The following is an 18,908-nucleotide window of genomic DNA, read 5'->3' as shown; positions in this document are numbered from 1 at the left end:
TCCTTAAACTAGCTGGCAGCTGGTAAATATCCATTCGATTTCAGGTAATCAAACAGTTGCTCAGCGCAAGCTTCAACTCCATGCTCAGCAGTTTTTACCGTTATCTCTGGTTCCTCTGGCGCTTCATACTCGCTATCGATACCAGTAAAGTTCGGTATGTCGCCCTTGCGAGCCTTCTTATAAAGACCTTTGGGATCGCGCTCCTCACACACTTCGAGGGGAGCATCAACGAATACCTCAATGAATTCGCCTTCTCCCTGAAGTTGCCGGACCATCTGCCTGTCAGCTCGAAATGGGGAGATGAATGCTGTCAGAACCATAACACCAGCATCAACAAACAGTTTGGTAACTTCGCCAATACGACGGATGTTTTCTACACGATCTTTATCACTAAAGCCGAGGTCGCCGCAGAGGCCATGCCGGATATTGTCGCCATCTAACAAATATGTATGGACACCGTTTTGGTGTAATAGCTCTTCCAAACAACCTGCAACAGTCGATTTACCTGAGCCACTGAGACCAGTAAACCAAAGCACGGCAGGTTTATGTTGTTTCAATGCGGTGCGTTCCTGCTTGCTGACTTTATGGTTGTGCCAAACGATATTGTTCATATGAAATCCCTCTCGACGATAGGAGCGTCGACTATTGCCATGTAAGCTAACTCAGTTTGCATATTCCAAAAAAGAATTTTTATTTTGTTTTTATTCCATTTTGAAATATACGGCTGATTATTCTCGTTTTAACTGCCGGTATGGACCTATAACCAACACAATCATTGGCTTAGTTAGTGTCATTATGATGCCAATTCGTCGAACGAGGCCAATATGCAATCGAAAATTGGGAGATAACACAAGATGCTTTAGCTTGGAGATTTTTATCTCACAGTGGGTCGCACCCCTCCCCTGCTTTTAATACAATAGCGCTTTCGAATTTCCCTTCTGGGTATCCACCATTATTTATTTTGAGGCTTGAAATGACTCAGGTTCGCACCCGTGTAGCCCCCTCTCCAACCGGCGACCCTCATGTAGGCACTGCCTACATCGCTTTGTTTAACTACGCCTTTGCCAAACAACATGGCGGTGAATTCGTGCTACGAATTGAAGATACCGACCAGGCACGCAGCACACCTGAATCTGAGCAGATGATAATGAAAGCCCTGCGCTGGCTGGGGTTAGACTGGGATCATGGTCCAGATGTGGGTGGCAATGCGGGACCATATCGTCAAAGTGAACGTGCAGAGATCTACCAAGAATATGCGCAGCAACTACTTGATGATGGCCATGCTTTCTACTGTTTCGCGACACCAGAAGAACTGGATGAGATGCGTCGTGAACAGCAAGCTGCAGGTTTGCGCCCCAAGTATGATGGCCGCGGCCTGAAGCATACGGCCGAAGAGATTGAGCAACGCTTGGCTGCTGGTGACCCGTATGTGATCCGAATGAAGATCCCTGAAAGTGGCAGTTTCAAGTTTGAAGATCACCTCCGTGGCGAAGTAGAGATCCCATGGGAACAGGTGGATATGCAAGTGCTGATGAAACAGGACGGTTTGCCGACATACTTCCTCGCTAACGTCGTTGACGACCACTTAATGGGGATCACTCACGTATTTCGTGGTGAAGAGTGGCTGCCATCAGCACCTAAATTGCTGCAATTATACAAATACCTGGGCTGGGATGCGCCAGTGCTAGGCCACATGCCGCTACTTCGTAACCCTGACAAAAGTAAGCTATCGAAGCGTAAGAACCCAACCAGTATTCTCTACTATCAGCGCATGGGTTATCTGCCTGAAGCACTTCTCAACTATTTGGGTCGTATGGGCTGGTCGATGCCCGATGAGCGGGAAAAGTTCAGCCTGGCAGAAATGATCGACAACTTCGACATAAAACGTGTTTCGCTGGGTGGACCCGTGTTCGACCCGGTTAAACTAGATTGGCTGAACGGTGTCTGGATCCGTGAGAACTTATCAGACGACCAGTTCATATCAGAGCTGCATAAATGGGCATTCAACGAAGAATACCTGCGCCAGATGCTGCCCCATATCAAAAGCCGCGTAGAGCGTTTCTCCCAAGTTGCCCCACTTGCCAACTTTATGTATAGCGGCCTTTTGGATCTGCCAGAAACCGCATTTGATGGTTTGGCTTTGGAAAGCGAGCAACTGAGAAAGGTACTGCAATTTGTTTCCTGGGAGATGGATAGCCTTCGCCACTGGGATAAAGAACAAATTTTCCCAGCGCTTAAAGGCCTAGCCAAAGCCATGGATGTCAAGATGAAGGATTTCATGGCGCCAGTGTTTATATCTATTGCCGGTACAACCGCTACTTTCTCAGTGGTGGATGCAATGGAAATCCTTGGTCCCGACCTTAGCCGGGCAAGACTACGCCAGGCATCTCAGCTGGTAGGTAGTCCATCCAAGAAAGAAGCAAAGCGTTGGCAGAAGGAATTTGATGGATTACTACGTAGCTAACCCCATCAATTAATAGTGTAGAAAAAGGCGCCCATGGCGCCTTTTTTATATATTTCAGTTAATTAGATGGCACTAAGGGCTTATTTGTTATTGGTCACAAAACCAAAAAAGAAGCGTAATTACTCACCAAAACAGCTGGCTTCAACACATTTAACAGACTATCTATTTGGCGGTACACAGTTTAATCAACCGTACTCATGGAGGAGTCAATAATGACAAAATCTCATCTACATACTTTCGCAGCCGCCATCCTAATTGTTGCCAGTTTCGGTTTCGGTGCGACGGCGAATGCAACCAACAGTGAACAAGCTGACATCGTCAATCCAGCACAAGCATCTCAAACCATTCAAATTAATGAAGCATCCGCAGAAGAGATTGCTGAAGTACTTGATGGTATTGGTCTAAAAAAAGCAGAGGCGATCGTGGAGTATCGAGAGCAACATGGGCCTTTCAGCTCTTTGTCTATGCTTGAAAACGTGAAGGGTATAGGCAGCAAAACCATTGCAGCAAATAGCGACAAGATCGCGTTTGATATACCCACACTGCAATAGTGTTTCGCCCCAAAAAAAGGCCGCTTAGCGGCCTTTTTGATGGTATGTAAAAACTTACTCCAGTTCCCTTCTCCCGGCAAAAGAGTGCGCCAAAGTAGAGCCATCAATACTTTCAAGTTCTCCGCCGACAGGGACACCATGCGCAATTCGAGATGCTCTAATCTCAAAGCTCTTTGCCATATCCGCAATATAGTGAGCAGTGGCTTCCCCCTCAACCGTCGGATTGGTTGCCAGGATCACCTCTTCGATACCGCCAGCAGCAAATGTGCTCTCGAGTTGGTCCAACCCGATATCATCAGGTCCGATGCCATCAAGCGGAGAGAGATGCCCCATCAGGACAAAATAACGCCCACTGTATTGACCGCTTTGTTCAACCGCAACGATATCCGCCGGAGTTTCGACAACACATAACAAACCACTGGCCTGTCGCTTAGGGCTGCTACAGATATCGCATACGGCTTGTTCAGTGAAGGTTCTACACTGCTGACAGTGCCCTATCTCATTGACCGCTTTGCTCAAGCTATCAGCGAGATCGGTGGCCCCCTGCCGGTTGCGCTCCAGAAGGTGAAATGCCATCCGTTGGGCACTTTTAGGTCCCACGCCGGGTAAACAGCGGAGCGATTCGATTAACTGGGTAAGTAGTGGTGAAAACTTCATAATTTCAGAATTTACCAGTGAGGTCGCCACAATAGCAGCGACAATCATCAGCGTCGAGTCGAAAACGCACTATGGGTGCAAACGCTACAGCACTATAATCATACCAATCCGAATATATGGTCGACCAGGAAGCCTGGGTAAGTTCAATTCAAAGCGCAGTCATGCAGCAATGGTTTTTCCCTTGCAAATGGCTGCAACGTAGAAGTGGGCTTGCTCAGGCTTCCCCGTTGGGCGGGTTGTAAATCACTTAATGCCGCGTTGGCTTATTTCGGCGTAGAACAACTATGCCTTCAATCACCTGCCTTGCCTAAAGTGATTTAAATTCCCGCTGGTAGATCAGATTCTTATTCGGATTAGTATCAGATCTCCATTTATCAGCCAGGAAAACCATAATGTCGAAAAAGGTATTCTGCCTCGCGCAGTTTAAAGCCAAACCAGGAAAGGAATCTGAGCTTTTCCGAGTACTCCAAGCACTTGAGCCAAACACACTTAGAGAAGATGGCTGCCTGCAATATACAGTGACCAGGCATATTCCAAGCCCTTTTGCCGAGGGCTCTAGTTTTCCTATCGTTTTTAACGAAATCTGGGCCGACATGCCTAGCTTCGAAGCACATTGTCAGCGCAAAGAGATACAGCAGTTCTTTGAGGCACAATGTGTCGCTGAAAGTGGCTTAGTCGAAGATTTCAATGTCTGCGTCTACAGCGATGAACCAGAAGCGTTTGATGCACCGGTACTAGACTAAACTCTCAACACATCGACTATATGGGTGATCACAACTCAGCCCTAAGCCGTAAGTCACTCAACAACGTAGAGTTAGATAAGAGGTACTTCATGGATCGATTGGGTTTGAGCTTGCTGTTTTTGGCATCTTCAACATTCGCCGGTAGCGCATTGAGCTGTGACGACATTTTCAAAGGTCAGGTGAGAAACAAACTGCACAGCAGTAAACAGGTAGACCTGTGCGAGCTAACCCAAGACAAAGCCGTACTGTTCGTAAACACGGCAAGTCAGTGTGGCTTCACTCCTCACTTCAAATCGTTGGAAGCGCTGCACAAGCAATATGAAAGCAAAGGCTTAGTTGTTGTGGGCATGCCATCGGACAACTTCTGGCAGGAAGAGGACGACGAAGCTGACACGGCTAAAGTCTGTTACATCAACTATGGCGTTACCTTTACCATGCTGTCGACCGGAGAAGTCCGGGGTGATGATGCCGATCCAGTATTCAAGCAACTCGCCGAGAAAAGCGGAAGCGCACCTAAATGGAATTTCTACAAATATCTGGTAGATACAAACGGTGACGTGCAGGTGTTTCCACCGACAACAGCACCGGACTCAGAAGAGTTCCAATCTGCAGTCAGCGCTCTGTTGAAATAAAAAAGGCCGCTTAGCGGCCTTTTTTACCAAGGGTGTTCCAAGGTTAGTTACATTCTGTGACTAACAGGTTTCCACCATCAAGATTATCATTAACCTCAAACAGGTAGACGTAGTCACCTGCAGCAGGAATGTCGATAATACTTTCTGTTCCGACGCCGCTAGCGACAACGAGATAGGTTGTCTGGTCGACGGTTACACTACCATCAGCAGCATATTCATTGGTCCAATCCTGGCTTGCAAATTTAAAAGTGAATTGGGTCGCCTCAGGCTCAGTCACTTTAACCTGATATCGGTTATTGCCGACATAATCAAACTTATGAGTATCAGGCGTCGCGGCAAAGTTATCGCCGGTTACGTAACTACCACGGATCCACATATCTTCACCGATAGGACCGATCTCACCCGTTGGGTTTGCCGAGCAGTCGACAGGTACCGTCAAATCCGGAGCGGCTGGCGCTTCGGGCTGATCAGGCAGATAGATCAACTCAGGCTCTTCGTAACTCAACTCGTTTACTCCGTAAGCCACGTAGCCATCATAACCCTGTGTCATATCAAACGTCAGGTCACCAGCAACGGCATTCTCATAGTCTTTGTGGATTAGGAATTTAAAGCAATCCGTGGAGTCGATGTAGGCTTTGACCGTGTAAAGAGCACCAAAGTCACCAATGCTCGTTCTCACAATGCCGCTGTCCATGGAAGTAGAGTCCTCCACAGCCTGTGTCACAGCGTCACATGACTCATCATTCCATGCATACAGCTCATATTCTGCATACAGCTGGAACAGCTCTGCTTCACTGAGGCCTGAAGTCATCTCATTCGGCAGCTGGAAGTAGATAGATACCTCTCTGCGAGGGCGGCTAGCCTCTTCCTCTGCTATTACCTGAGCCAGCTTTTCTTCGGCAGCTTCGGCATCCAAGAAACCATAGAAGGGGCTGTATTCATTCCAGTCCATACGTGAAGCAAAGGAACCCGCTTCGGTATCAACAGCATCCAGAGGAATGCTTGAACTATACATGCCCTTGAGGACCCTTACACCACCCGGAACAAGTCGCAGTTTCCAACCATTTGGCAGTTCATAAAGCGAGGTTTCATAGACCTGCCACTCACCCTCAAACTTATTGACGATATGCCAGGTTCTCGCTTCGCCAGCCTCGTCAACAAAGAAACTCTCACTAAAGCGAATTACATTGTACTCGCTCAGACCTTGTATGGTTTCGTCGCTGAACGCCGAAAGCTCTACGCCGGCATCAAGAGCGGCAAATACCTGTCCTTCAAGGTCTTCAATATCTTGAGAGCCCCATTCTGGGAACTCGTAACCAACCCATAAGCCATTTTGACCTTTCTCCCATACACGCATGACCTGGCCGATATCATCTGAAGCTTTGGTGAAGCCGTAAGATTCCAGTGCGTAGTGATGGTAAGTTGTGAAATCTGTCGTTCTACCCTCACCCAACTTACGGAAAACAGTAGACCAATCCTGGAACTTGATTTTGTTACCATCCAGATCAAGCGCTGCTACTGGCGATTCAGCATCAAGCACATATCGAGCTCCGGTCATTTCAACGACACGTTCGCCATCAACGATGCGAGATGTTTCTGCGCGTTCATCCCAGTAGCTGACCAGCTCTCCGCCATCCCAACGGAAATCCGCATACTCTTCAAGTTCACGGTCACCACTGCGAGCAAATACAGGCTTAGCATTTGTTTCTGTCCGCGTACCATCTGGCGAAACGGTTTCAGTAATTAGCTGGTTGATAGAGCCATCTGCGTCCCAATCCTTCTCGATCAGATGTGTCACCACACCATCCTGAGTTGTCGTGCGTGTGCGACTTTCGCTGTATGTCGCCTTAGTCAGGTCCGTTGGCGCAAATTCATCAAACTTAACGGCAGATACCAAGCTACCTTCACCAAACTGTTTAGATTCGACTTTGTGCTGAACCATATCAACAGCAGAGAAGTCCTGCTCGGTAATCGCTGCAATCAAATCGATATCATCGAAAACTCGGCCATTATCACGCGCACCTTCAACTGATGGAGAGCTCTCGTCGAAATACTCCATATAGTCTCTTGACTGAGCGGCGTCGTCATAGGTTCCGACGCGATAGCTCTGGCCTTTGAAGTTTTTCTCTCCATCGCGATCCTTGTCGACCTGCCATGAAGAAAGTCCAACGAAGCTTCCATCTGCAGAGAAAGTTTCACGCCACTGAGCAGTTTCATAAACCCCAGGCTCGCCATCAATCATGATCAGATTGTATTGAGCATCAGCAAAATACTTAACTGCCGTACCTTCTACGACTCTCGGATCACCTTTGGTGATGATTTCAGAGTACTCTTCAACCAGGTAGAGAAGCTCTGAGGTATGCCAATCAACAAAGCTGAAGCGGCGCTTGCCGGTTTTAACCGTTTGGTTGTCTTCCAGTTGTTCAGCTAATTCATCTGCTCGCGCTTTAGCCTCCTGTAGGTCATCGGTGGCTTCGATCGCGGCATCTGCCAGCTCTTCTTTCAGCTCTTCAGGTAGTTCATCGTTAAGGAAATCGCCAAATAGCACTGTGTCATCGGCATTTTGCGACAGCTCTGATGAAACACTTGCTTTGGCAGCAAGCAATTCCTGTTGAAGTTGTTCGTTAGTGACAGAGCCAGCCAATACCAACTCTAAACTATCCTGAACTTCATCATTCACAAGTGTGGTAAACGGTGTGACTACGCCACCTTCATTTTGAGCGGTACCCAGGTCGATTGACGATAGTGGCAACCCTGAAAGCAGAACGGGATTTGATGAAAAGTCCTCGCCGGTATCTATATCCGTTGCACCTTCACCCAGTAAAGCTCTTACAGGTACCTGAGTAGCAGCCAACACATCCGCGCCAGTGAGAACCAGGTTGTATGAACCTGTATTGTCAGTCACAGCACTTGGCTCACCCTCATCCAACTGACCATTTAAGTTCTTATCAAGAAAAACCACTGCACCAGCAACATAGCCATCAATCACCTTCCCGGACAGCGAGACACTCTCTTCGACGGTTACGGAAAAGGCGGGCAGAGAGACTGAGTGCTCACCATCAGAGACAGTAATGACGATATCACTGTATTCGCCACCATCATCTACAGCTGGAACACCGGAAATGGTACAGGTAGCAGGATCAAAAGTAGTCCAGTCAGGTAATCCCTCAATGCTGCAAGTTAATGTATCGCCTTCTGGATCATTTACCGTTGCCTGAAAACTATAATCTTGGCCCTCAACGATACTAAGAGCTGGTGCCCCCGATATAGTAGGCTGAAGATTTACTTCAACAATTACCGAAAAGGCTGGTAACGAAACCGAATGCTCTCCGTCAGACACTGTGATAACAATGCCTGTAAACTCGCCACCATCATCCAAGCCTGGAGTTCCCGAGATGCTGCACGTAGCAGGATCGAAACTAGCCCAATCAGGTAAGCCTTCAATACTGCAAGTTAAAGCCCCTCCTTCGGGGTCATTCACAGTTGGCTGAAAACTATAATCTTCGCCTTCAGCAACACTAGCAACTGGCACACCCGAGATCGTCGGCTGTAGGTTTACAGGGGCTGGATCACTACCACCTCCACCACCGCCACATGCGGAAAGAGCCATAGCTACGCCTATGGCGAGAGCCAACTTCGTTTTGATGAGATTCATTACTGCTAATCCTTCGCAATATTCAACTAGAGAGGCACCTTAGAGCGAACAACGGAGCATCCAGCTCACTCGCGGGTGGAAATTCAGACCGAAATGTAACAAGAGATATCAGACCACAAAACTCTTATATAACGATTTGCTTACATTTCTTAACATGCATCAAAATCGTTTTTTGTTTATTGTGAAGCACTTCAAAATCGTGAGCCGTTTGTAATAAAAAAGGCCGCTTAGCGGCCTTTTTTATTAATGAATATCAGTGAACTAGAATGGCATTTTCATACCTGGTGGTAACTTCATTCCACCTGTCACTTCTGCCATTTTAGTTTTGTTGGTTTCTTCGATACGACGTACGGCATCATTGACGGCAGCCGCAACCAGATCTTCAACCATTTCTTTGTCATCTTCCATCAATGACTCATCGATTTCGACACGACGAACACTGTGGCTGCCGGTCATTGTGACTTTAACCAAGCCCGCACCAGACTCGCCTGTGACTTCCATATTGGCGATCTCTTCCTGCAGCTTCTGCATGCGATCCTGCATCTGCTGCGCTTGTTTCATCAGGTTGCCTAAGCCACCTTTCATCATGATCTGATTCCTCTATTAAACTGCCACATCGAGTGGACTTAACTTTCTCTTATATGGGGACAGTATCCCCTAATTCAAGGCAACGCGGCAATGGATTCATCATCTACAGTCGCATCAAATGTCGACATAAGATAGGCGATGCTGTCATCTGCATATATGGTTTGCTTTGCATTAGCCAACCGCTCTGCAAACAAGCGCTGTTGGATCTCCAGTGGCGTTTCAGTTTCCGGTACACGACCAATTGTGATGCTAACACTGGCTGTCTCACCGATAACCTCACTGAGTCTTTCGACGAGTTGTGACTGTAATCGTTCCGTTGCCAGGTGTTTTTGTGTCTCGACCAGTGTCAAACTGAAATTTGCACTGTCACGCTGAAGCACCGAATTCACAGCCAATTGACGCACTATGCCATCGAAACCGCATTGCTCAATCAGGTTACTCCAATAATCGTCCGTTGGGAGCAGATTAGGATTCGTATTTCGCACAGCCGGAGCGGGAACTCCTTCCCCATCAATTGGTTCAACAGGTTGCACAGCAGCTACCGCCGCTCGTTGTTGGGAAAACTCGGTCTGAGAGGCTTGAACGGAGTTTGCCGATGCAACCGCCTCGCTCTCAACTTTATGAGAAGCTTGTACTGGTTTTGATTGCTGAGGCTCAGGGTTGAGCACTGCAGCACTCAACCCATCAGGCTTTTTTCCGCCGCTCTCCAGATTTAGCTTTCGGCTTCGCAATATGTTTCTGGCAGCCAATGCCTTACTGGTACCAGACTCGCTCGTCGTCCTCTGCTGCTGAGGTGCAGAGGGCGCTTGCCGAGTTATCGCTGGGGATACCGCTGTTGATTCCGACAGCTCTTGCCGAACATCAGGCGAAGCATGTCCTAAGTTTTGCCCTCGCTGAGCATCGGCAGTCAACTGAACATGGCTTTGCTCTTTAAATAACTCGATAGCTTGGTCATCGTCATGCTCATCAGAGACATCATCAAATAATGCTTCTGGAGGCAGGTCAGAGAAGTTGGCTTCGGATTGAGCATGATCGTTTTGATTTTCAAAAGAGCGCGCGACGGCAGCAGGCTCTGTCAGTTGTTGATTTGGCTTTTCATCAATAGAGTCAGCAGCCGGAGCCACGCCTTTAGCTGCGAGACCGCCAGTCGATTCAGGAGATGCCTTTTTATCTACTACAGGCTGCGCTTCGCTGGGATTGGCTTTTTCCGTACCGTTTTCAACTAGGTTGATGTTTTTTTCATTTGCGACAGTCGCTTCAGGCTCTGGGTGAGAGTCAACACCAGGTGCAGCATCAGGCATCGCTGCTGGCTCAGAAACTTCTAGAGTCTGTTGCTTAGCGCTCTCTCGTGTTTCGCTGGCTTTCTCGACTGGCTCACTGAGTGGTTTAGAGACACCACGCTCTGCTCCCTCTGGGCGAAAGCTCAAGCACCTGAGCAGCGTCATCTGCAGCGCGACTTGAGGGTCCGGCGCAAAAGGAAGCTCTTTTTTTCCTTCCAGCATAAAGCGGTAGTATAGCTGCACCATTTCTGGTGCTATTTTTTTAGCTAATGGCGCTATCTCTTGCCAAACGCCAGTCGCGCCATGCTGTTCACCCAAATGCTGTATTAATGCAAGGCGATGCAGACCATCAGCAAGCTCAGAAAGGAGTTTGTCAAAATCTGGCGAATATTGCGCCATGAGCGCTACCTGAGCCATCGCACCAGCACTGTCGCCGCACACGATTTGGTCAAGCAATTGAGTCAATTGCTCCCGTTTTACCGTGCCCAACATCTGGCAAACAGACTCGTAGCCAATGTTGCCTTCACCGTGAGCAATGGCCTGGTCAGTGAGGCTCAGAGCGTCTCGCATACTGCCTCTCGCTGCTCGAGCGAGTTCAGCCAGGGCGTTGTTTTCAAAAGGCAACTGTTCAGCGGACAGAACATTAGCCAGGTGCCCACTAATTTCTTCACTGGACAAACTGCGCAGATTAAACTGCAAACAGCGAGACAGAATGGTAATAGGTAGCTTTTGCGGGTCGGTAGTCGCAAGCAAAAATTTTACATGTGGGGGGGGCTCTTCGAGCGTCTTTAACAGTGCATTAAAGCTGTGCTTCGAGAGCATATGCACTTCGTCAATCAGGTAGACCTTGAAGCGCCCTCTCGTTGGCCGGTATTGCACATTTTCGAGCAGCTCACGAGTATCTTCGACTTTGGTTCGAGATGCAGCATCAATCTCAATCAGATCAACAAAATTGCCCTGAGCCACTTCAACACAACTGGCGCATTTACCACAGGGTGTTGCCGTTGGCCCATGTTCGCAGTTCAAGCTTTTGGCAAGTAAACGTGCGATGGTGGTTTTACCCACGCCTCGCGTACCGCTGAACAAAAATGCATGGTGCAGGCGCTGCTGTTCAATACCATTGCTGATAGCTTGAACAACATGAGGTTGTCCTACTACCTGGGCAAACGTTTGTGGACGCCATGTCCTGGCCAGCGCCTGGTAACTCATACTTATTCGCCCTCGAACTGACAGAGGTAATGGCAGGGAATGCCGTGCTGTTCCAAACGCTTCTCCCCTCCGATGTCTGGGAGCGATACGACAAATGCAGCACCTACAACTTCAGCTCCCATTCGTCTTACCAGCTTGGCGGTTGCCTCGATGGTGCCCCCAGTTGCCAACAGATCATCAACCAACAATACCTTGTCACCTGGCTGGATAGCATCTAAATGAAGCTCCAGCGTGTCCATGCCATATTCCAACTCATAAGTCTCACTGATTGTTTCGCGAGGTAGCTTGTTTGGCTTTCGAACCGGTACAAAACCCACACCCATCTCAATGGCTACAGGCGCGCCGAAAATGAACCCTCGAGCCTCTGTGCCAACAATCTTGGTCACCCCTTTATCTTTGAAAGGCGCCATAAGGGCCTTCACAGAGACAGCAAAAGCTTCTGCATGCTCCAGTAGTGACGTTACATCTCTGAACTGAATACCAGATTTTGGGTAATCGGGAATGGTCTTAATGTTGTCTCGAATGAGACGAATGGTTTGCTGATCCATGGATAACGCAATCGTGAAATATAAACAAAGCGAAAGGTTACCACATAACACCTAGCTGCGAAAAAGGCGCCTAAGCGCCTGATCACAACTATTTGAATTTTTTAGTCTACGAAGCAGGCAAGAAAACTATGCCGCGATAGAACGCTGACACTGTTTAATCGTAGCGAGAAGCAAATCCGCATTCACCGGTTTTGCGATCGCGCCATCAAGCAGAGCCGGATCGTACTCAAGCTTACTTTCGGTGCTCAATAGCAGAAGAGGTACTTCGTTGTAGCCAGAAAGTTTTCTCAGATTCTTTGCGAGAGTGACGCCATCCATAATCGGCATACGCTGGTCGATTACTACAGCAGCGAACTGCCGATTTTTTGCGAGGGTCAATGCACTAAGGCCGTCCCCAACCTGCTCTACATATACCCCAAGCATTTGTAGTTGAAGCGCCACTCCTTGACGGATGCTAGGGTTGTCATCCACTAACAGTACTGTTTGTTCCATGAGTTTCTCGTTCCGAATAGGTCGCCGCTTGTAAGCGACGGCGGCATTATAAAGAAAGCAAATTGGACTGCTAGCAGCATTCGACATTTACGCTGAGCAGCCATCATATTTAAGAGAAATAACGCCTAAACTCGAGATGTAGATCTCAGATAGCACAAAGTTTCAGACTATGGATTTGGCTCAGCGTTCAACAAAACTTTATAAAATTCTTGGGGGGGGGGAAGAATTGAATCGTGGGCCACAAAACTCATCGAGGCCCAGGTAAGGCATTAGCCGACCAGCTTCAGCCAAGTCAAAGTCGCAGGTAGTGTGGGGATCAGTAGTACTGCGATAAAACCGAAGAAATATGAAACGTTGTAAGGCTCTTTAAACGAATGGTCCGACATACTGCACCTGTAAATTGATCTAGATCAAACTAAGAGGCGCGTATGCTACTCAAGAAGCAGCCCAAGCTCAAGGCCATTTTTTGTTCTGGTGCAAAACAACGAGAGCAGTCGTGACAACTTTTTGCCGAACGGGTTATTGCCCTCGGCAAATGATGCCTCGTTGTGCTAGCTGGGCCATGACATCCATTGCGCCTTGCTGCAGTTGCTCAATGCTAAACTGCGGGGCCATCTCGTGTATCGCAGTGGCTAATGCATCACTGCTCACTCCTGGGTTCTCAGCCAGTAACAACAATAACTGTGCTGACATAGGGTTTAGCTCGAGAAATCTGACCTCGTCCTGCCTATCTCGATAAACAGCAAGGAACGTATGCTGTTCATCAGCCGCCTGAGGCTGATAATCGCTGCTTATCTGATGAACTTTGAACGGATAACTGACCACCTTCGCCGTTGGTGATACCTTGAGTGGCGTATCTTGTTGTGGTGCCACGGCAAGCCATTCAACATCAGTGTCATTTGCCGCACTCACGGCCAACTCAACCCACTCATAGTGAGCCAGATCTTTCAGAAACACCGGGTCGGATTCAGTGGCTTCATATTCTTCAGTTAAGAAATCAACAAACTCTTTTGAGATATCAAGAAATATCGGCGACTGACAGTTATGATTTGCGAAAAACTCTTTAACCAATCCGAGCCATTGCTCATCAGTGTACAAGGTTTGCAACACAGGAAACGCCGAGTCAACAAAGCCTTTGACGTTGTTGAAGAATAACTCTCGGTAAACAGCCAGACGGCGCTCCTCAATCCCTTCCGGGGCCGCATTTCGCTCAGGCATTCGAATATGTTCAGTCAGCTCGTATTGCACATCTTTAAACGAGATCATGCGCTTATCGCCTCCAGCTCAGATTGCACTTTGCGCTGAATAGAATGGATCTGGTCCACTTCCAGAACCAGCTCACTCATAGGAGGAATATTAAAGTCTCGCTCCAGAAGTGTGGGATGAACACCGTGAATGCGATATGCCTCTTCCAATAATGTCCATACCGGATCTATAACCTCGGCGCCGTGGGTATCGACGATAAGGTCTTCCGCTTCATTGTAGTGACCCGCCACGTGGATATAACGAATGCGGTCGCTGGGAAGCTGGGAAAGAAACTGCTTTGGATCGTAGTTGTGGTTAATCGAATTAACGTAAATATTGTTCACATCTAACAGCAATTCACAGTCCGCTTCGTCTAACACTTGGTTAATGAAATCGATTTCTGCAAGTTCCTGCCCGGGTGCGGCATAATAAGATACGTTTTCCAGTACAAGAGGACGCTCAATAATATCCTGTACCTGTTTTACTCGCTCAGCGACATATGACGCAGCTTCAGTGGTAAATGGAATTGGCAGTAGGTCGTACATGTGGCCATGACCAGAACAGTAGCTTAAATGTTCTGAGTAAATTTCTATTTGGTGCTCATCCATGAACCGCTTTACCGCTTTTACAAAATCCACATCTAAAGGGGTTGGCGCGCCAATAGAAAGACTGAGTCCGTGGCATAGGAAGGAGTGTCGTTCGGTCAGTGCTCTAAATTGCTTGCCAAACTTACCGCCAAGACGCATCCAGTTTTCTGGCGCTACTTCCCAGAAATCTACTTGAGCAGGTGGTGATTCAAGCAGTTCATCAAGCATTTCTCTGCGCAGACCTAAACCCGCTCCTTGAATGCCTTTATTTTTCGACATGGCAATAACCTATTCCTGTGCGCCCAAAATAGATGCAGCCAGCAGGAGCTGGCTGCAACAGATGTTGTGATAAGGCTTCTGACGATTACTTAGAACCGCCGCACTTGCCTTCTCCACACTTACCTTCTTTACCTTTCTTTTCGCCGCCGCACTTACCTTCGCCGCATTTGCCTTCCTTGCCTTTCTTTTCGCCGCCGCATTTACCTTCGCCGCACTTGCCTTCCTTGCCTTTCTTCTCGCCGCCGCACTTACCTTCGCCGCACTTGCCTTCCTTGCCTTTCTTCTCGCCGCCGCACTTGCCTTCGCCGCATTTACCTTCGCCACCGTCAAGCTGATAGCCGGCTACCAGATCCTGAACGGCAAACGGATTCGCTTCAGCTTGTGCTGGGAGAGCGGCCAAAGAACCAACAACAACGGCACCCAGAGCTGCTGCAACGGTAGTCTGCTTAATCTTATTCATAACGGTTTCCTTCTTTGTATCTACACTTGTGTTTAGGTTTAATCGAGCCGATGGTTACGTTGTCAGCCCCGATGTAATTGAAAAGACCTGACCCTTCGAATTTTTATTTCAAATTTTTTCATTGATTTTGGTCAATTCATTTTAGAACAAGTATCAACACCATGCGTGATCCCCTATGCACTAGGCGCTAAACTGCCCTCCTTGACGCAGAATAAGGCTTTAATGATGCAGCTTCATTTGGCACCTATGGAGGGTGTCATGGACGATGTAATGCGGGACCTTTTAACCCGGCACGGTGACTTCGATCTCTGTTTAACCGAGTTCATACGCATTTCTGACAGGTTACTTCCAAGGCGTGTTTTCTACCGCTATTGCCCAGAATTGCACTGGGGAGGAAAGACCCCGAACGGCACGCCTGTCCGTATTCAATTATTGGGGCAACATCCGGAACTGCTTGCTGAAAATGCAGTTCGGGCTATCGAATTGGGCTCCCAGGGGGTGGACTTGAACTTTGGCTGCCCGGCAAAAACGGTAAATAAAAGCCAGGGTGGTGCTGTTTTATTACAGTCAACCAAACAACTCGAAACGATCGTTTCAACGGTTCGAGCGGCGATCCCGGCATCCAGCCACCTTTCAGTGAAAATAAGGTTGGGCTGGGAGAGCTGTGACTTGGCAGAAGACAATGCCCTGGCAATTCAAAACGCTGGCGCTGACTCTTTGACCATACACGGCAGAACAAAAGCGCAAGGGTATCAACCTCCGGCGGATTGGCGGAGGATTGGTAAAATCCGGTCCCACCTGAAGATCCCAGTCATCGCCAACGGTGATATTTGGAATGTAGAAGATTACCGAGCGTGTCGCACTGAAAGTGGTTGTGACGATGTGATGTTGGGCCGTGGCGCGCTGAGAATGCCAAATCTCGGCCAACAGCTCAAACGCGCCAGCGAAGGGCAGCCTCATCAAAACATCTCCTGGCCTGAACTCAAATCAGAATTAGGCTACTTCTATCGCCTGACCATGCGCTCCAGGAACAAGGGATATTTTGCTAACCGTATAAAACAGTGGCTGGGACAGCTGCGTTTAAGCCATATTGAGGCGGAACAAGCGTTTCAAAATGTAAGAACACTGAAGTCAGATCAAGAAATCATCAGAGTTCTTTGGCAACAGTAGCGCATTTGATTTAAGTCATTCGGACAACTCTATCGCTTACCTATGATACATACATCACATTTTGTATTTATAACAAGGTAATAACGGTAGCTTTCATGTGTAGCCCACTGACCAAACAACAGCAAAGCAAGTTTGAAGAAATGCTGTCGCAACAGGCTGCCTCACTTTGTAGAGAAGCGAGAGAGATCTATAGCTCTTCTCACGCCATGGTAGCCAATGGCGATACCGATCTGCCCAACTCAGTTGAAGGTTGGATTGAAATATTAAACCAGTACAGTGACAACGAGTCGTTCCAAACACGTCGTCAACTTGAGCGCATCGCTGCTGCTCAAGAGCAGATTGAGCTAGGCCTTTACGGCATTTGCTCTGATTGCGAAAGCCCGATCTCGCTCGAGCGTTTGCTCCAGGATCCTTCACAGCAGCGTTGCGGCGTTTGTGAAGCCAGGTACAAACAATTATCTGCCAGTAGCAAACGCGTCTGGTTGTAAAAAAGCCCCTTTCGGGGCTTTTTTTATATTCAGGGATGAATTGCATGACGCGGGTGCGCTAGAGCGACGAAGCTTGCGCTCGGCTGGTAATCCAGAGGTCGATTTTTGCTTCCAGTACCGACAGAGGCAAACTACCATCAAGTAATACCTGATTATGGAACTGCTTGATATCAAACTTATCTCCGAGGGCTTTTTCGGCACGCTGACGGAGTTCTATGATCTTCAACTGGCCTACTTTGTATGACAGAGCCTGCCCCGGGATCGCCATATAGCGCTCTACCTCAGCAACAACATCTGTCTCGGCCATTGCTGAGTTGTCCAGCATATATTGGATAGCCTGCTCCCTACTCCAACCTTTGGCATGTATCCCCGTATCCACAACTAAGCGCATCGCTCTTAGCATCTCATCGCTTAGCTTGCCAAAGTATTGATAAGGGTCTTCAAATAATCCCATTTCAACGCCAAGGTACTCCGCATACAAAGCCCAGCCTTCAACAAACGCGGTTGCACTGCTGAATCGCTGGTAATCAGGTAATGACTCTAACTCTTGCTGAATGGTTATTTGGAAATGGTGTCCAGGTGCGGCCTCGTGCAACGACAGTGTTGTCATGCCCCACTTGGGTTGTGCTTTGAGGTTATAGGTATTGATATAGAAAATACCAGGACGACTGCCATCGGGAGCGCCAGGCTCATAGCTCGCACCGGCAGCAGACTTCTCCCTGTAGGGTTCTACAGCTTTGACGTAATAGTCCGTCGCGGGCATGGCATCAAAATAGTCAGGTAAAACAGCGTTGATAGTCCCTTTCAGTCCTTCATAGCCATCAACCAAACCCGCTGATGATTCAAAGAAAAATCTAGGCTCTGACGATAGATGTTCAAAGAAGGCTTCCAGCGTTCCTTCAAAACCCACTCGCTCTCTTACCTCATTCATCTCACTTCTGATGCGTTCGACCTCGCGCAATCCAATAAAATGAATCTCGTTTACTGGCAGTGCAGTGGTGGTATGCACGTTAGACAGGTGCTGGTACCACAACCTACCGTTCGGCAGATCCCACATGCCGTCAGACCCTCTGGCTTGTGCGATGTATTCATTGACCATAAAGTCTCGTAGTCGTTTAAATGCAGGCAACGCCACCTGAGCGATTTTGATCTCATATTCCAATTTCACAGCATCGCTTAGGCCGGCAGGTGCGTTTTTCAGAGGACCGTAGAGTGGGCTTTGTGTTGGCCCTTCGACCAGTTGCGCATCTAACTGTTCAATGACACGCTCAGCGAGCACTTTAGGTAACACAACCTTACTTTCTGCACCTTCTCGCATTCTTGAAATAGCACTATCTACCCAGGCGGCAAAGCCATCCATTCTGGACATAAAGGCACGATAATCAGTCTCATCTCTGAATGGCTGAGCGGACTCCCCACTGCCGAGTTGCAAAAAAGTGCTGTATCTGGAATAGAACTGATTTAAAGGCATAAAACGCTGGGGAAAGGTTTCATCAACCAGATCTATCTGCCTGTCATATAAAAAGATATCAAGCGTCAGTTGGCGAGCGGCAGACAGAGAATCGCGGTCTATTGACTCAGCCTTGTCCTGATAACCACTATTGAGCTCGTGCCGCCCTTTGAGGTATTCCTCAGTCAGATCATTACCCAGCACATGGTTGTACTCGAAGTTCCCTAAATAGGGGGCATACAGCGGGTCAAGCGACAGTCGCTTTTGCATGTAACTATCGACGAGCGCGACAACCTGCTCATCTGGAGTACCGGAGGGGCTTACCTGCTCCTCTTCAACAGGCTGACAGGCCATCAAAGCTACCATCGGTAGCATAGCGACAAGGCGTTTCATTAATAATTCCTAACCTA

17 protein-coding genes are annotated in these 18,908 nt (G+C 48.2%); 6 read left to right on the top strand and 11 right to left on the bottom strand.

The window, feature by feature from the left end:
* Nucleotides 1-8: 8 nt before the first annotated feature.
* Nucleotides 9-611, bottom strand: a complete 603-nt coding sequence (gene cysC, locus ABEA14_RS19185) for an adenylyl-sulfate kinase (protein ID WP_345342444.1) — start codon at nucleotides 609-611, stop codon at nucleotides 9-11.
* A 362-nt stretch (nucleotides 612-973) separates the two neighbouring features.
* On the opposite strand from cysC, the gene gltX reads away from it, so the two are divergent.
* Together gltX and ABEA14_RS19175 are read left to right on the top strand one after the other, a co-directional pair.
* Entirely contained in the window at nucleotides 974-2,464 is a 1,491-nt protein-coding gene (gene gltX / locus ABEA14_RS19180) for a glutamate--tRNA ligase (protein WP_345342442.1), read from the top strand.
* A 212-nt stretch (nucleotides 2,465-2,676) separates the two neighbouring features.
* The gene (locus ABEA14_RS19175) at nucleotides 2,677-3,015 is read left to right on the top strand and encodes a ComEA family DNA-binding protein (protein WP_345342440.1); all 339 of its coding nucleotides are present in this window, start codon (nucleotides 2,677-2,679) and stop codon (nucleotides 3,013-3,015) included.
* Nucleotides 3,016-3,069: 54 nt separating this feature from the next.
* On the opposite strand, the gene recR is transcribed toward ABEA14_RS19175, so the two are convergent.
* Nucleotides 3,070-3,672: a recombination mediator RecR gene (gene recR, locus ABEA14_RS19170; RefSeq protein WP_345342438.1), complete on the bottom strand. Its 603-nt coding sequence runs from the start codon at nucleotides 3,670-3,672 to the stop codon at nucleotides 3,070-3,072.
* Between the two features lie 392 nt (nucleotides 3,673-4,064).
* Between recR and ABEA14_RS19165 the strand changes: the two genes are divergently transcribed.
* Together ABEA14_RS19165 and ABEA14_RS19160 are read left to right on the top strand one after the other, a co-directional pair.
* A complete protein-coding gene (locus tag ABEA14_RS19165; RefSeq protein ID WP_345342436.1) occupies nucleotides 4,065-4,415 on the top strand; it encodes a putative quinol monooxygenase in 351 nt (116 codons plus the stop codon).
* 89 nt (nucleotides 4,416-4,504) lie between these two features.
* Nucleotides 4,505-5,047, top strand: a complete 543-nt coding sequence (locus tag ABEA14_RS19160) for a glutathione peroxidase (RefSeq protein ID WP_345342434.1) — start codon at nucleotides 4,505-4,507, stop codon at nucleotides 5,045-5,047.
* A gap of 43 nt (nucleotides 5,048-5,090) precedes the next feature.
* Here the strand turns inward: ABEA14_RS19160 and ABEA14_RS19155 are convergent, their stop codons facing one another.
* From ABEA14_RS19155 to ABEA14_RS19120, 8 genes are all read right to left on the bottom strand, one after another.
* Nucleotides 5,091-8,702 (bottom strand): putative Ig domain-containing protein, encoded by a 3,612-nt coding sequence (locus tag ABEA14_RS19155; RefSeq protein WP_345342432.1) that lies wholly within the window; start codon nucleotides 8,700-8,702, stop codon nucleotides 5,091-5,093.
* Between the two features lie 261 nt (nucleotides 8,703-8,963).
* Complete coding sequence (locus ABEA14_RS19150) at nucleotides 8,964-9,293, bottom strand: YbaB/EbfC family nucleoid-associated protein (protein WP_345342495.1); 330 nt, start codon at nucleotides 9,291-9,293, stop codon at nucleotides 8,964-8,966.
* Nucleotides 9,294-9,364: 71 nt separating this feature from the next.
* Nucleotides 9,365-11,779 (bottom strand): DNA polymerase III subunit gamma/tau, encoded by a 2,415-nt coding sequence (gene dnaX / locus ABEA14_RS19145; protein WP_345342430.1) that lies wholly within the window; start codon nucleotides 11,777-11,779, stop codon nucleotides 9,365-9,367.
* 2 nt (nucleotides 11,780-11,781) lie between these two features.
* Nucleotides 11,782-12,327 (bottom strand): adenine phosphoribosyltransferase, encoded by a 546-nt coding sequence (gene apt / locus ABEA14_RS19140; protein ID WP_345342428.1) that lies wholly within the window; start codon nucleotides 12,325-12,327, stop codon nucleotides 11,782-11,784.
* Between the two features lie 126 nt (nucleotides 12,328-12,453).
* On the bottom strand, nucleotides 12,454-12,819 hold the full coding sequence (locus ABEA14_RS19135) for a response regulator (RefSeq protein ID WP_345342426.1): 366 nt from the start codon (nucleotides 12,817-12,819) through the stop codon (nucleotides 12,454-12,456).
* Nucleotides 12,820-13,338: 519 nt separating this feature from the next.
* A complete protein-coding gene (locus ABEA14_RS19130) occupies nucleotides 13,339-14,085 on the bottom strand; it encodes an HvfC family RiPP maturation protein (RefSeq protein WP_345342424.1) in 747 nt (248 codons plus the stop codon).
* The gene (locus ABEA14_RS19125; RefSeq protein WP_345342422.1) at nucleotides 14,082-14,930 is read right to left on the bottom strand and encodes an HvfB family MNIO-type RiPP peptide maturase; all 849 of its coding nucleotides are present in this window, start codon (nucleotides 14,928-14,930) and stop codon (nucleotides 14,082-14,084) included. Before ABEA14_RS19125 ends, ABEA14_RS19130 begins: the two co-directional genes overlap by 4 nt.
* Nucleotides 14,931-15,015: 85 nt before the next feature.
* Nucleotides 15,016-15,390, bottom strand: coding sequence for an HvfA family oxazolone/thioamide-modified RiPP metallophore (locus ABEA14_RS19120; RefSeq protein WP_345342420.1), 375 nt, complete (start codon nucleotides 15,388-15,390; stop codon nucleotides 15,016-15,018).
* Nucleotides 15,391-15,615: 225 nt separating this feature from the next.
* On the opposite strand from ABEA14_RS19120, the gene ABEA14_RS19115 reads away from it, so the two are divergent.
* Nucleotides 15,616-16,560 carry a tRNA-dihydrouridine synthase gene (locus tag ABEA14_RS19115; RefSeq protein WP_345342418.1) on the top strand — a complete coding sequence of 315 codons (945 nt, stop codon included), beginning with the start codon at nucleotides 15,616-15,618 and terminating at the stop codon, nucleotides 16,558-16,560.
* Between the two features lie 95 nt (nucleotides 16,561-16,655).
* A complete protein-coding gene (locus ABEA14_RS19110) occupies nucleotides 16,656-17,048 on the top strand; it encodes a TraR/DksA family transcriptional regulator (protein WP_345342416.1) in 393 nt (130 codons plus the stop codon).
* 58 nt (nucleotides 17,049-17,106) lie between these two features.
* On the opposite strand, the gene ABEA14_RS19105 is transcribed toward ABEA14_RS19110, so the two are convergent.
* A complete protein-coding gene (locus ABEA14_RS19105; protein WP_377776269.1) occupies nucleotides 17,107-18,864 on the bottom strand; it encodes a DUF885 domain-containing protein in 1,758 nt (585 codons plus the stop codon).
* Between the last annotated feature and the right edge of the window lie 44 nt (nucleotides 18,865-18,908).

It is taken from the genome of Corallincola platygyrae (genome assembly GCF_039544265.1).
GTDB lineage: Bacteria > Pseudomonadota > Gammaproteobacteria > Enterobacterales > Neiellaceae > Corallincola > Corallincola platygyrae.
Note: the sequence above shows the minus strand (reverse complement) of the source record. Positions and strands in the feature narration are given on the sequence as shown.

Excerpts from the sequence above, each read along its gene's own strand:
- cysC (WP_345342444.1), bottom strand. The coding sequence starts at position 611 with ATGAACAATATCGTTTGGCACAACCATAAAGTCAGCAAGCAGGAACGC.
- ABEA14_RS19125 (WP_345342422.1), bottom strand. The coding sequence starts at position 14,930 with ATGTCGAAAAATAAAGGCATTCAAGGAGCGGGTTTAGGTCTGCGCAGA.
- ABEA14_RS19165 (WP_345342436.1), top strand. The coding sequence starts at position 4,065 with ATGTCGAAAAAGGTATTCTGCCTCGCGCAGTTTAAAGCCAAACCAGGA.
- dnaX (WP_345342430.1), bottom strand. The coding sequence starts at position 11,779 with ATGAGTTACCAGGCGCTGGCCAGGACATGGCGTCCACAAACGTTTGCC.
- recR (WP_345342438.1), bottom strand. The coding sequence starts at position 3,672 with ATGAAGTTTTCACCACTACTTACCCAGTTAATCGAATCGCTCCGCTGT.
- gltX (WP_345342442.1), top strand. The coding sequence starts at position 974 with ATGACTCAGGTTCGCACCCGTGTAGCCCCCTCTCCAACCGGCGACCCT.
- ABEA14_RS19110 (WP_345342416.1), top strand. The coding sequence starts at position 16,656 with ATGTGTAGCCCACTGACCAAACAACAGCAAAGCAAGTTTGAAGAAATG.
- ABEA14_RS19130 (WP_345342424.1), bottom strand. The coding sequence starts at position 14,085 with ATGATCTCGTTTAAAGATGTGCAATACGAGCTGACTGAACATATTCGA.
- ABEA14_RS19160 (WP_345342434.1), top strand. The coding sequence starts at position 4,505 with ATGGATCGATTGGGTTTGAGCTTGCTGTTTTTGGCATCTTCAACATTC.
- ABEA14_RS19155 (WP_345342432.1), bottom strand. The coding sequence starts at position 8,702 with ATGAATCTCATCAAAACGAAGTTGGCTCTCGCCATAGGCGTAGCTATG.
- ABEA14_RS19120 (WP_345342420.1), bottom strand. The coding sequence starts at position 15,390 with ATGAATAAGATTAAGCAGACTACCGTTGCAGCAGCTCTGGGTGCCGTT.
- ABEA14_RS19135 (WP_345342426.1), bottom strand. The coding sequence starts at position 12,819 with ATGGAACAAACAGTACTGTTAGTGGATGACAACCCTAGCATCCGTCAA.
- ABEA14_RS19105 (WP_377776269.1), bottom strand. The coding sequence starts at position 18,864 with ATGGTAGCTTTGATGGCCTGTCAGCCTGTTGAAGAGGAGCAGGTAAGC.
- ABEA14_RS19115 (WP_345342418.1), top strand. The coding sequence starts at position 15,616 with ATGCAGCTTCATTTGGCACCTATGGAGGGTGTCATGGACGATGTAATG.
- apt (WP_345342428.1), bottom strand. The coding sequence starts at position 12,327 with ATGGATCAGCAAACCATTCGTCTCATTCGAGACAACATTAAGACCATT.
- ABEA14_RS19175 (WP_345342440.1), top strand. The coding sequence starts at position 2,677 with ATGACAAAATCTCATCTACATACTTTCGCAGCCGCCATCCTAATTGTT.